Annotated in this window: 10 protein-coding genes; 7 read left to right on the top strand and 3 right to left on the bottom strand. The window is 71.4% G+C overall.

Annotated features, from left to right (window positions below; all coding sequences use genetic code 11):
- The first annotated feature begins 105 nt into the window (after positions 1-105).
- Entirely contained in the window at positions 106-1,179 is a 1,074-nt protein-coding gene (gene rfbG / locus ACFOYW_RS09905; protein ID WP_390228765.1) for a CDP-glucose 4,6-dehydratase, read from the top strand.
- Complete coding sequence (locus tag ACFOYW_RS09900; protein WP_390228764.1) at positions 1,176-1,733, top strand: dTDP-4-dehydrorhamnose 3,5-epimerase family protein; 558 nt, start codon at positions 1,176-1,178, stop codon at positions 1,731-1,733. The genes rfbG and ACFOYW_RS09900 overlap by 4 nt, the downstream gene beginning before the upstream one ends.
- Before the next feature lie 36 nt (positions 1,734-1,769).
- Here the strand turns inward: ACFOYW_RS09900 and ACFOYW_RS09895 are convergent, their stop codons facing one another.
- Positions 1,770-2,945 (bottom strand): methyltransferase C-terminal domain-containing protein, encoded by a 1,176-nt coding sequence (locus tag ACFOYW_RS09895; protein WP_390228763.1) that lies wholly within the window; start codon positions 2,943-2,945, stop codon positions 1,770-1,772.
- Between the two features lie 197 nt (positions 2,946-3,142).
- Here ACFOYW_RS09895 and ACFOYW_RS09890 point away from each other — a divergent pair, with 197 nt between their 5' ends.
- Positions 3,143-4,510 carry an O-antigen ligase family protein gene (locus tag ACFOYW_RS09890; protein WP_390228762.1) on the top strand — a complete coding sequence of 456 codons (1,368 nt, stop codon included), beginning with the start codon at positions 3,143-3,145 and terminating at the stop codon, positions 4,508-4,510.
- On the top strand, positions 4,507-6,465 hold the full coding sequence (locus ACFOYW_RS09885; protein WP_390228761.1) for a glycosyltransferase: 1,959 nt from the start codon (positions 4,507-4,509) through the stop codon (positions 6,463-6,465). The genes ACFOYW_RS09890 and ACFOYW_RS09885 overlap by 4 nt, the downstream gene beginning before the upstream one ends.
- Before the next feature lie 22 nt (positions 6,466-6,487).
- Here ACFOYW_RS09885 and ACFOYW_RS09880 read toward each other — a convergent pair whose 3' ends face one another.
- Both ACFOYW_RS09880 and ACFOYW_RS09875 read right to left on the bottom strand, forming a co-directional pair.
- Positions 6,488-7,048, bottom strand: coding sequence for an arsenate reductase/protein-tyrosine-phosphatase family protein (locus ACFOYW_RS09880; RefSeq protein WP_390228760.1), 561 nt, complete (start codon positions 7,046-7,048; stop codon positions 6,488-6,490).
- Between the two features lie 12 nt (positions 7,049-7,060).
- Positions 7,061-8,665 (bottom strand): polysaccharide biosynthesis tyrosine autokinase, encoded by a 1,605-nt coding sequence (locus tag ACFOYW_RS09875; RefSeq protein ID WP_390228759.1) that lies wholly within the window; start codon positions 8,663-8,665, stop codon positions 7,061-7,063.
- Between the two features lie 121 nt (positions 8,666-8,786).
- Between ACFOYW_RS09875 and rfbC the strand changes: the two genes are divergently transcribed.
- From rfbC to ACFOYW_RS09860, 3 genes are all read left to right on the top strand, one after another.
- Positions 8,787-9,338, top strand: coding sequence for a dTDP-4-dehydrorhamnose 3,5-epimerase (gene rfbC, locus ACFOYW_RS09870; RefSeq protein ID WP_390228758.1), 552 nt, complete (start codon positions 8,787-8,789; stop codon positions 9,336-9,338).
- Between the two features lie 99 nt (positions 9,339-9,437).
- Positions 9,438-10,475, top strand: a complete 1,038-nt coding sequence (locus tag ACFOYW_RS09865) for a glycosyltransferase family 4 protein (protein WP_390228757.1) — start codon at positions 9,438-9,440, stop codon at positions 10,473-10,475.
- Positions 10,472-12,805: a glycosyltransferase gene (locus ACFOYW_RS09860; RefSeq protein ID WP_390228756.1), complete on the top strand. Its 2,334-nt coding sequence runs from the start codon at positions 10,472-10,474 to the stop codon at positions 12,803-12,805. The genes ACFOYW_RS09865 and ACFOYW_RS09860 overlap by 4 nt, the downstream gene beginning before the upstream one ends.
- The last annotated feature ends 15 nt before the right edge of the window (positions 12,806-12,820 follow it).

Raw genomic sequence — 12,820 nt, 5'->3', positions numbered from 1 at the left:
CGGGCTGCCGTATCGACTTGCCGAAGATAGCTCACTTTTACCCGCCGCCGCCGCCCCCCACTGCGGGGGATGAGCACTCGTCACTTTTGTGGCTACCGTAAACACATGAACTCTGCGCAGTGGGCCGGGCGCTCGATCTTCATCACCGGTCACACCGGCTTCAAGGGCGCATGGCTGTGCGTCCTGCTCGAGCGGCTCGGGGCGACCGTGCACGGCTACGCCCTCGACACACCCGACGGCTTCCTCTTCAACCGCGCGGGGCTGTCGCGAATCATCGAGACGGATGCTCGCGGCGACATCCGCGACGTCGAGCGCCTCACGGCGGCCATCGCCCGCGCGCAGCCCGAGATCGTTCTGCATCTCGCCGCGCAGTCGCTCGTGCGCGAGTCCTATCTGACCCCGCGCGAGACGTTCTCCGTCAACGTCGACGGCACTCTCTCCGTGCTCGAGGCGGCACGTGCCGTCGACAGCGTGCGCGCGGTCGTGGCCGTCACCACCGACAAGGTGTACCGCAACGACGAGTGGCACTGGGGCTACCGCGAGATCGACCCGCTCGGCGGCGACGACCCCTACAGCGCGAGCAAGGCGGCGGCCGAACTCGCCGCGCACTCCTTCGCCGTGTCCTACCCGCGCGCCGATTTCGCGATCGCGACGGCGAGGGCCGGCAACGTCATCGGCGGCGGCGACGCGACCCCGGACGCGCTCGTCCCCGAACTGGTCGGCGCATTCCGCGCCGGCCGCGCGCCCGTCATCCGCCGTCCCGGCGCCCGGCGCCCCTGGCAGCACGCCCTCGAGCCGCTCAGCGGCTACCTCGCTCTCGCGGAGGCGCTCCTCGACCGACCCGAGCTGCACGACACCGCCTGGAATTTCGGACCGGCGGCAGAGGACGGCCTGACGGTCGCGGAGTTCGCCGCGGAGCTCGGCGCCCACTGGGGCGAGGCATCCGATTGGACCCTCGATGCCGAGGCGGGGCCCCACGAGGCGGGCCTGCTCATGGTCGATTCCGCCAGGGCGCGGGCCGAACTCGGCTGGCGCCCGCGATGGCGCGTGCAGGAGGCGATCGCGGCCGTAGCCGAGTGGGAGCAGGCCATCGACCATGGCGTCGAGCCGCTCACCGTGACGCGTCGGCAGGTCGAGCAGTACCTCGTCGGGCAGCAGCTCGAGGCGAGCCGGCGATGAAGGTCACGCGTTCCGGCATCCCGGGCCTCGTCATCTTCGAGCCCACCCCCTTCCGCGACCATCGCGGGTTCTTCACGCGCACGCTCGACGTCGCCGTGCTCGCGGACGCCGGCATCGACCCCGCGTCGTTCAAGCAGGAGAACCAGTCGCGTTCACGCCTCGGCGGCATTCGCGGGCTGCACGGCCGGGTCACGGACGGCGGCGAGGCGAAACTGGCGCGCTGCGCACGCGGCACCGTGCTCGACGTGATCGTCGACGCACGCCCGGACTCTCCTGCTTTCGGCCGCGTCGAGACCTTCGTGCTGGACGACGTCGACCACCGCCAGGTGTATGCGCCGGGCGGCTGCCTGCACGGCTACCAGGTGCTCAGCGACGAGGCGGACTTCTGCTATCGCACCGACGTCTTCTACGGACCCGGCGAGGTCGCGGTGAATCCGCTCGACGCCGAGCTCGCCGTGCCCTGGCGCGAGCCGCACGGCGAGCTGAGCGAACGTGACCTCGCGTCACCCGGGTGGCGGGATTTCGCGCGCACGGTGCTCGGCGTCGAGCTCTGAGCGCCCTCGCCAGGCGAGGGACGGCTCGCGCCCTCGCTAGGCGAGGGAAGCCTCGGGCTGCGCCAGCGGCTCGACCTCGACGGGTTCCGGCTCGATGAGGACCCAGCGGCCGCCGTTCGCCTCGATCTCGGGCAGGCGTTCGCGCATCTCGGCGAGGAGGTCCGGCACGAACAGCAGCACGCGGTCGGGCCGAAGTGCCACGAGCTCGTCGGGCGAGACGATCGGGATGCGGTTCACCGGCATCGTGAGTCCGTGCTTGGCGGGCGAGCCGTCGGCGATCGCGACCATCTTGTCGGTCGTGATGTCGGCGGCGCAGAGCAGCGCGGCGGTGCGTGAGGCGGCGGCGTAGCCGGCGATGCGGAGGCCTTGGGCCTTCGCCTGCGTGAGGTAGCCCTGGATGTCACGCACGGTGCGCTCGACCGCCTGTCCGAGGGTTGCGACGTACGCGGGGTCGGTGATCCCCTCGGTGAGTTCCTCTTCGACGAGCGCCGTCACCGACGCGCCCTGCTCGGAGCCCCACCGGCCGCCCTTGCGGGCGAAGGCCATGACGACGCTGCCGTTGTTGTAGAGCGAGAATCGCCACGCCTCGAGCGCGACGAAGCCGAGCTCATCGAGGATGCTGACGAGCGCCGGCGCCGAGTAGAGACCGAAGTGCCCGTTCTTGAGCGCATTCCACATGCCGTGCCTGACGACGGCGGCGATGTCGTGGAAGTGCATGAGGAGGATGCCATCGGGGGCGACGTGGCGCACGCGCTCCGCGAAACCCGCGCGCTGGTCGGCGTCGTGCATGACGCCGAAGTTGTCGACGACGAGCTCGGCCTCGCCGTCTTCGACGACCGTGAGGCCGTGGGCGGTGACGAGGTCGTTCCATGACCCGCCGTGGGGGCTCGGGAAATCGATGACGCGGGTGCCGGCGATCAGGTAGCCGGCAGCGGCTGCGCGGGTGACGGCGTCCTCGGCCTGCTCGAGGACCGCGCGCGGTTCGATGCCGCGGACCTCCTCGGGCGTGGTCGGGTCGTCCTCGAGCTGGATCAGGCCGCTCGTGGTGCTGATCACCATGCGAAGCGGGAACCGCGCGTCGGGTTCGGGATCTTCCGGGCGCGGGAAGTTGTCGCCGGCGGGCTGCAGTCCGAGGTCGAGCACGACCACGCCGTCGGGGGAGCCGCTCCAGCGGTCGCGCCAGCTGGAAATGGGCAGAGGGAGGTCGGACATCGGTTCTCCTTGGAGTTACGCGAGGATTCCTCATGAGACTACGTCGGCAGCGGTGCGCCCGGCCAGCCCCGGGAGTCCCCCACTATGCGGGGCTGAGAAATACTCAGATGACTGGATATCCTGACGCCGCGGAACACTCGCGCCGACCCGACGGCGCGCTCCGCACCCGACCCTCACTCACCACGTCCGGAGCGCTCATGGCCCTATCTGACTCACTCCGTGACGGACGCATGGCCGTGACCGAGCGCTTTCCCGCCGTCGCCGGCATCGTGGCGGCCGTCGTCGTGGCCGCGACGCTGGGCCTGCTCAGCGCCCGCATCGGCACCTGGTCCATCGCGGTGGCCATCGGCATCCTGTGTGTGGGCATCGCCGCCATTGATCTCGCGCTGCTTCCGGTGGTCGCGATGCCGCTGTCCCTCCTGAGCGTGCGCGCGGGCGGCGTGCTGTCGTTCTCCGATGTCGCGCTCGCCGGGGCGACGGTCGTCGCACTGTTCCTGCTGCGCCGCCGCGGCGCCATGGCGCTGCAGCCGCTGCTCTGGGCCGGGGTGGGCTACCTCGTGGCCGTGATCCCTGATCTCGTGCTCAACCGGTACTCGGCGAACTACGTCGAATGGGCGCACGAGGTGGTCCTCGTCCTCGGCAGCATGGTCGTGGGCTTCGTCATCGGCCGCGAGGGCAAGGCGGGCTCGGCGTTCGGGCTCTACACCCTCGCGTGTGCGGTGATCGGCGTGATCGCGGGCATCGCAGCGTTGCGCGGCTTCGCGTCGAGCGGCGCCTTCACCCCGGTCTCGCTGAACGCGCTCAACAAGAACGCCATCGGCGGCTCGCTTGCTGCAGCGCTCGTCATCGCGTTCGCGCGGCCCGCATGGCTGCACTGGCGTCCGTGGTTCTCGAACCTGATGGTCGTGTGCTGCGCGCTCGGCGTCCTCGCCTCGCAGTCGCGACAGGGCATGATCGGCGCGGTCGCCGGTGTGATCGTCGTGGCTCTGCGGCCGGTCGCGCGCCGGGGCGGTCGCGCGAGGCTCGTGTTCCTCGTGGCGATTCCCGTGCTCTATCTCGTGTATCAGCAGGTGACGACGCAGTTGAACTCGGCTGACCAGTTCAACTCGGCGAGCCAGCGCCTCACCTGGTACGCCCAGACGATCGAGATCTGGAAGACCTCCCCGATCTTCGGAGTCGGCCTGCGGTGGTGGTACACCGCGCGATTCGGTGCGGCGTTCCAGCCGCCGAACGCCGAACTGGAGGTGCTGAGCTGCGTCGGCGTCGTCGGACTCATCGCCTTCCTCATCATGTTCGCCGCCGGCGCACGGGCGCTGCAGCGCATTCCTGTCGAGTACGGCACCGTCGGCATGGCGGTGATCGCGACGCGCTTCGTGCAGGCGCAGTTCGACCTCTACTGGGTGTCCGGCCAGTCGTCGTTCCTGTGGATCGTCGCGGGCGCATGCGTCGGCGTGTACGTGCGCGAGCGGCTGCGAGTGGATGCCGCAGACACGGCCCTCAGAGTCCCCTCCGGCACGGCGGTGCGGCGCATGCTTCGCGCACCCCGCCGCGAGGCGTGGCGATGACCGAGCTGCGGGTGCTGCGCGTCGCCCACCACGCGGTCGTCTCGGCATGGCGCCAGCGCGAGCGCGAGCTGCGGGCCCTCGGGGTCGACGTCGGGCTCGTGTCTTCGCGCCGGTGGAACGAAGGCGGTCGCGAGCTCGAGCTCGAGCTGGAGGGTGACGACTTCGTCGTGGGCGCACGCACGATCGGGCGGCACCCGAGCGTCTTCCTGTACGACCCCCGGCCGATCTGGCGCGCGCTGAGCGCGGGCGTCGACCTGATCGACATCCACGAGGAGCCCAATGCGCTCGCCACGGCCGAGATCCTTCTGCTGCGACGCCTTCGCGGCTCACGGGCGCCGTACCTTCTCTATTCGGCGCAGAATCTGAAGAAGCGCTACCCGGTTCCGTTCCGCTGGTTCGAGCGGGGCGCGCTGTCGGGCGCCGCGGGCGCCTACGTCTGCAACACCGAGGCGGCAGACATCCTGCGCGAGAAGGGCCTCGCCGGCGACGCGCGCTACCTTCCGCTCGGTGTCGACACGTCGCGCTTCACGCCGGCCGAGCGCCGCGCCCCAACAGGGCGGCCGACCGTCGGCTACGTCGGCCGGCTCGAGCGGCATAAGGGCGTCGACGTGCTGCTGCGCGCGATTGCGGCGCGGCCGGAGCTGCGGCTGCGGGTCGTGGGCGACGGGCCCCAGCGTGCCGAGCTCGAGGCGCTGCGAGATGAGCTGGCCCTCGGCGCCCGCGTGGAGTTCGTGGGATTCGCCGCAGGCGATGCTCTCGTCGGCCACTATCGCGACTTCGATGTGCTGGCCGTGCCCTCGCTGCCGTGGCCGGGCTGGCGCGAGCAGTTCTGCCGTGTCGCGGTCGAGGCGATGGCCTGCGGCGTGCCCGTGGTCGGCAGCCGCTCCGGCGCGATCCCCGACGTTGTCGGCGGGGCCGGAGTGCTGGTCGAGCCGGGCGACGTCTCGGCGTGGACCACCGCGCTCGACGAGGCGCTCGAGCCGCGCCGCTGGGCGCAGCTGCGGGCCGCGGCACTCGAGCGCGCGCCACTGTTCACCTGGAAGAGCGTCGCGCGCGAACAGCGCCGCTTCTATGAGGAGGTCCGTCCCATGTCCGCAGCTCGCGAACGCCCCGAGGTGTTGATCGTCGCTTACGGCGACGCCGCACCCCTCGCCGAATGCCTCGACGCGCTCGGCGCAGAGTTGTCGGTGACGATCGTCGACAACTCGTCGTTGCCCGCGACGAAGGCCCTCGCGGTCGAGTACGACGCCAGATACGTCGATGCCGGCGCGAACCTCGGGTTCGCGGGCGGCGTGAATCTCGGGCTCTCCGACCTGGCTGCGCGCGGCCTGCGCGGGCGTGACGTGCTGCTGCTGAATCCGGATGCCCGTATCGACGACGCCGGTGTCCGCACCCTCGAGGCGCGACTCGCGTCGGCGCCCGACATCGCCGCCGTGGGCGCAACGCAGGAGGAGCCGGGCAGCGCCGTGCCCGTGCGGGTCTGGTGGCCGTTCCCGACGCCCTTCGGCGCCTGGGTCGAGGCGGTCGGACTGGGCGCTGTGCGCCGAAGCCGCGACTTCGCGATCGGCTCGATCCTGCTGCTGCGGTCAGAGGCTCTGCACGCGCTCGGCGGCTTGGACGAGCGATTCTTCCTCTACGCCGAGGAGACGGACTGGCAGTTCCGGGCGCGCCGCTCAGGCTGGCGCATCGAGGTCGCGGAAGTGCGTGCGAGCCACGAGGGCGCCGGAACGGGCGGCGATCCGCGCGTACGCGAGGCGCACTTCTACGGCAGCGCCGAGCGATACCTGCGCAAGCACTACGGCGCAGCCGGGTGGCAGAGCTACCGGCTCGCCAACGTCCTCGGCGCCGGCGCCCGTGCGATCGCGCTGCGTGGCGACGCGGGTCGTGCCGCTGCCCGGCGGGCGCGGATCTTCGCGCGCGGACCGGTGCGCGCGGAGCGCGAAGCGACCGCGTAGGCGCAACGCCGCCGACCGCCCGTCAGCGGACGGGGAGTCCGCTGCGGACCGGCATGGCGGCGACCACCCGGTCGACCGCATCCGAGAGTTCGGTCGCGACTCGGCGCCACGTGCGCGCAGATCGCCCGAACGGGTCCTCGACCTCGTCATCGGCGTGCGCGCCGAGCAGCTCGTGCGGCGTCCGGGGCGCGCCGGCCTGTTCGAGCCAGGAGCGGCTCACCCCCGCGGCCGGCACGTCTTGGCCGCCGAGCCAGCGCACGAAGGACTTGACCGTGAAGACGCGCGGCCAGGAGTCGGGGTGCGACGTGACGACCTCACGCGCCTCGCTGTTCGTCATCGTGAGAACGAGGTCGGCGTCGTCGGCGAGCTCTCGGGTGAAGTGCCGGCTGACGTGCGGGGTGAGGTCGATGCGGTATTCGGAGCCGACACGGATGCCTTCAGCCGGAGTGGCTTCGCCGCCGGGCAGCAGACCGGCCGAGCGGACGATGACGTCGTGGTCGCCCAGCCGCTGCTCCATGAGCGCCGCGGCGAACGGCGATCTGCATCGGTTGCCGGTGCACAGGAAGAGGAGTGCGAACGACATCATCGATCCCCGTCACGCCGCGCTGTGGCTGTGACTGTGGCTGACGGATTTGGCGTAGTACGCGGCGTAGGGCCGGGGGACGTTGCGCCGTGACCGGTTCGCGACGGTGCCGAGCACCGTGACGCCGTTCTGGCCCAGGACGTCGGCTGCGGCGGCCACGCGGTCGCGGTCGACGCGCCCGATGGCGGCGACGAGCAGTGCGCCGTCGGCGTGCTTGGCGAGCAGCGTGGCGTCGACAACGGTGAGCGCGGGCGGCGAGTCGATCACGACGACGTCGGCCATGGCGCGCAGGTGTCCGATGATGTCGCCGAGTTCGGGGGCGGCAAGAAGGTCGCCGGCCGCGGCGGGCGGTGCGCCCGCGGGCAGCACACGCAGTTCGGGGTACGGCGTGGCCTGGAGAACGCTCGTGATGTCGTGCTCGTTCACCGCGCCCTCGTCCAGCGCCTTCTCGAGCAGGCCCGACAGCCCGGTCCCGGTGGCTGCGTCTTCGAAGAAGCGGCCCAGGGTGGCACGGCGCAGGTCGCCTTCCACGAGGATGACGTTCTTGCCCGCGCGCGCCAGCGACAGGGCGAGGTTCGCCGAGACGAAGGTCTTCCCGTCGCTCGGCTGCGCGCTGGTGACGACGACGACCGCATGCTCGCGCGGCAGCAGCATCTGCGCGGAGGTGCGCACCGCGCGGACGCTCTCGAGCAGTGCGGTGCCCCGCACGCCCGCGGCGGGAAGCAGATCCTTCGCCCGGGCGACCTGTCGGTCGTAGCCGAGCTCGCCGAGCGAGCGCAGGCCGGTGAGACCCTCCAGCTCGTGGTCGCCGCGCAGGCGGTTGTCGAACTGGTCGCGGATGAGCGCGATGCCGGCGCCCGCGATGAGACCGCAGACGAGCGCGAGCATCAGGATCGTGAGCTTGCTCGGCCCGACCTGACCGCCGGGCTGCGCGGCCGTCATGATGGTGAGCGGCGTTCCGGCGTTCTGCACTGCCTGGAGCTGTTGCGTGATGCCGCCGAGGTTGGTGAGCGCGCTGGTCAGGTTCGTCTGCGCCACCGAGTTGCCGGCATCCCCCGACACCTGCTTCTGGTACTTGACGGCGGTCGCTGACGCCGCGGCCTGGCTGCTCTCCAGCGCGCTTTCCGCACTCTGGATCTGCTTCTGCAGGTAGCTGTTGTACTGGCTCACGACGCGAGCCGTGCGCTCCTGCGCCGCGGCGGGCGAAGCAGCCGTGCCGGAGATGTCGATGGTGTTGGTCTGGGTGCCGTTGGTGACCGCGTACTTGACGGAGCCGAGCAGGGCGCCCGCCGGCAGGCCGAGGGAGGTCGCCGCCGGTCCGAGGACCTTCTCGGTGGTGATCGTGCTCGGGTCGAAGTCGACCTCGACGCTGCCGATCTGGCCGCTCTGTGCCGCCGTGGTCACCGTCGAGCTCTCCCGCACGATCTCTGTCGACGAGTAACTCGGCACGGTGAGCTTGAGGTATGCCGCCGCGACGGCGAACGCCGCCACCACCATGATGATGATGAGCCAGCGTCGGCTCCACAGGATGCCGATCAGTTGTTTGAAGGTCACGATTCGCCCGCTTCCGGTTCGGAGTGCGGCGTAGTGCAGGTCGGGTGCCGCAGATTCGACCATAAGTGAACCATGCTCAAGTATGGTCGAAAAGCCCCCCGAGAGGGGTCGATCCGGACCGCGCGACACCTGGTTAGGCTGACCGCGCCTGACCCGGCACTGAGACTGCATGAGGAGCCCTCACATGAAATTCACCGAGACCGACGTTCCTGGGCTCATCGTTTTCGAGCCGACCCCGCACCGTGACGAGCGCGGCTACTTCACCCGCACCCAGGACGTCAGCGTGCTGCGCGAGGCCGGAATCGACGGCACCGCGTTCGTGCAGGACAACCAGTCGCGCTCGTACCAGGGCGTCGTGCGCGGCATGCACGGTCGCGGCGGTGGCGGCGAGGCGAAGCTGGTCCGCTGCGCTCACGGGGCCGTGCTCGACGTCGTGGTGGACGCGCGCGCGGACTCGCCGACCTTCGGTGCCGTACGCAGCTTCGTCCTCGACGACCAGCTGCACCGCCAGCTGTACATTCCGCGAGGCTTCCTGCACGGGTACCAGGCGATCACCTCGGTGACGGATGTCTGCTACCGCATGGACGCCTTCTACGAGCCCGACGAGGACATCACCGTCGCGTGGAACGATCCCGATCTCGCGATCGAGTGGCCCGCACCGGTCACGATCGTGAGCGCTCGCGACACCGCGGGGTCCTCCTGGGCGAGCTATCGCGAGTCCGTCGGCCGCGGCTGAGCGCCGGCGTGATGACCCCCACTACAAGGGATGAGAAAAACTCAGCAAACTGATTAGCCTGGCTTCGTGCGGCCGTCCCCGCACTCGAGGAGCCCGACCGTGTACCGTCATCGACTGCATATCGTTCAAGCCGTCAGATCCGACGGCTTCAGCGGGGTGGAGCGACACGTCGCGACCCTCAGCGAGCGGCTCGCCGCTCGCGGCCACAGAGTCACCGTCATTGGGGGAGACCCCGCTCGCATGTACGCCGAGCTGGGCGGCACGGGCATCCGTCATCGCGCCGCGACGACGACCTGGGATGTCGTGCGCGCACTCAGCCGGCTCGAGCAGGTCGACCTCGTGCATCTGCATATGACGGCGGCCGAACTCGCCGGCGTCGTCACGCGGCCGATGCTGCGTGCGCCGCTGGTCGCGACCCGCCACTTCGCATCGCGCCGCGGCTCGTCGCCGACGGCCCGCGGAATCAGCGCACTCATCCGCGCCAACCTCGCGGCACAGATCAGCATCAGCTCCTACGTCGCCGGGGTCGTCGACGGCCGCTCGACCGTCGTCCCCCTCGGCACGAGGCTCCCCGAGTCCGTCGTCCCGGCTGAGCGGCGTGAGCGCACGATCCTGCTCGCGCAGCGGCTCGAGCCCGAGAAGCGCGGCGACATCGCCGTGCGCGCGTGGGCAGCGTCGGGTCTCGCGCGCGAGGGGTGGCGCCTCGCCGTCGCCGGCGCGGGATCGCTTCAGGGCGAACTCGCGGCGCTCGCCGCGTCCCTGGGCGTGGGCGAGGCCACCGACTTCCTCGGCTACCGCTCCGATGTGCCGGAGCTGCTCTCCCGCGCGGGACTCTTCCTCGCACCGTGCCCGATCGAGGGCTTCGGACTGTCGGTCGTCGAAGCGATGGCGGCCGGAACTCCCGTCGTGGCCGCGCGCGAAGGCGCACACGCCGAGACGGTGGGCAGCGCAGACGGCGCCGTGCTCTTCAGCGCGAGCGACCCTGAGGCCGGCGGCGCCGCACTGGCCGAGCTGGCTCACGACGACCGCCGGCGTGCGGACTACGGCGCGGCACTGCGCGCCGCCGTCGAGTCACGCTTCACGGACGACGTCATGGCCGACAAGATGGTCCAGGTCTACGAATCGGTGCTGCGGTGAGCGATCTCGTCGTGATCTCGCTCGAGAAGTGGGATCACGTCTGGCGCCGCAACCAGCACCTCATCTCCCGGATGCTGCGCCTCGACCCCACCCTGCGGGTGATGTTCGTCGAGCCGTCCGCCGATCCGCTGCACACGGTCAGCCGCCGGCAACGGCCGCGCCTCGGGGCCGGTCTCAGCCGGCTGGACGACGTGGTCGGCGCAGAGGGACGGCTGTGGACCTTCCAGGCGACGAAGTGGCTGCCGCGGTCCGTGGATGCGCGCGCCGACGAACGCCTGGCCGGCGCCGTGATGAGGGCCGCGCGCCGGATCGGCTTCCGGTCGCCGGCGCTGTGGGTGAACGACCCCTCGGCCGCGGCGCTGATGCTGCGCTCAGGCTGGCCCGCGCTCTACGACATGACCGACGACTGGGTCGAGGCCGAGCGCCCCGAGCGCGAGCACGAGCGGCTCATCGCTGCGGAGCGCACGCTGTTCGACCGTGCGCGCGAGGTCGTGGCGTGTTCGCCCGCGCTGCAGCAGCGCAAGGCGGCGCAGCGTCCCGCCCAGGCATCCCCGGTCCGTCTCCTCGGCAACGCCGTCGACCTGAGCGCGTACGCGGCGCACCCGGCGCGGCCCGCCGACCTGCCGCCCGGACCCGTGGCTCTCTACGCCGGCACCGTTCACCTCGACCGCATCGACCTCGAGGCGACCGTCGCCACGGCGGCGGCGCTGCGCGCAGCCGGGGCGACACTGACGATCGTCGGCCCCGCCCCGCTGCCCGACGCCGCGGTCGCGCGCCTGCGCGATGCGGGTGCGGCGCTGCTCGGCAGCCGACCGCATGACGCGATTCCCGCGTACCTCTGCAACGCCGAGCTGCTTGTCGTGCCGCACGTCGTCGACGACTTCACCCAGAGCCTCGACCCGATCAAGGCGTACGAATACCGCGCGGCCGCTCGTCCAGTGCTCTCGACGGCCGTCGCTGGTTTCGCCGACTCCGGGGATCCGCGCGTGCGCATCGTCGCTGCCCACGAGTTCGCGGCGACCGCCGTCGCGCTCCTCACGCAGACATCGACCGGGGACGACGGCGGTGCGTCACGCGGGGCCCGCGTGCCCGATTGGGAGGACCGCGCGCAGGAGATGGCGGCGATCGTCGAACGGGTGCGCGCCGGCCGGCCCGGTGGCAGCGCCGCCGCGGGAGTCGTCGCGGCAGCACCCTTCGACGGGGTCATCGTGCAGGCCGCACCGCGCATCGAACCCGGAGCCGGCGTCGCAGGTGTCGCCGCCGCCCTGGAAGCGGAGTTCGTCGCCGCCGGCATCCGCACCGAGCGATTCACGCTGGACGAAGCCCACGGCGGCTGGATTCCGCGCCCTACCGGTGACCTGCCGAAGCGGCTCGCGCTGATCGCGGAGGTCGTCTGGTTCAGCCTGGTCGGCGGCGCGCTGCTGCGTCGCCGCAGCGCCGGCGATGCGGTCGTCGTGACCCACAACGACGCGCTCGGCGGTGACGTCTACGTCAACCACGGGGTGCTGAAGGCGGCGCTTCAGGCGCGTGGGCGATTCGCGGCGCGCGTGGCGAGGAATCCGCTTCACGTCTTCGTGCTCGCACGCGACGCGTGGCGCTACCGCTCGCGCACGCACCGCGCGATCGTGGCCCTGACGCCCGGCGAGGAGCGGACGCTGCGCGCCGCCTACCCACGCCTCGCGCCGCCGGTCACGGTCATCTCGAACGGCGTCGACACGCGCAGGTTCGCGCCGCCCACGGAGGAGACGGCCGAGCTCCGCGCGGCCCAGCGCGCCGACTGGCAGCGATCCCCTGACGATCGGGTCGTGCTCTTCGTCGGCCACGAGTACGACAGGAAGGGGCTGCCGCTCCTCATCGCGGCGCTGCCCCGCGTGCCCGGCTGCGTCGTCGTGGTCGTCGGCGGCAGCCCGGAGATGGTCCGCGCTGCTGAGCGCGACGCGCAGAGCCTCGGCGTCGCCGACCGGGTCAGCTTCATCGGGCAGGTCCGGGACCCCGTTCCGTACTTCCGCGCCGCCGACGTCTTCTGCCTCCCGAGCGCCTACGAGGCCAACGCCCTCGTCGTGCTCGAGGCGCTGGCGAGCGGGTTGCCCGTGGTCGCGACGCGCGTCGGCTTCGCGCCGGAACTGATCGACGACGGCGTGAACGGATTCCTCGTCGACCGCACCGTCGACGACGTCGTCCGCGCGCTCACCGCCGTCACCGCGGCCGAACTGGCGCCGTGGCGGCGTGCGGCGCGCGCGACCGGCGAACGGTACGCATGGTCGGTGGTCGCCCGTCGCTACGCCGACCTCGCCGCCGAGGTGCGCGCCAGTCGGGCCGTGCGGCGTTGACGTGCGAGGGCGCAC

It is taken from the genome of Gryllotalpicola reticulitermitis (assembly GCF_042651345.1).
GTDB lineage: Bacteria > Actinomycetota > Actinomycetes > Actinomycetales > Microbacteriaceae > Gryllotalpicola > Gryllotalpicola reticulitermitis.
Note: the sequence above shows the minus strand (reverse complement) of the source record. Positions and strands in the feature narration are given on the sequence as shown.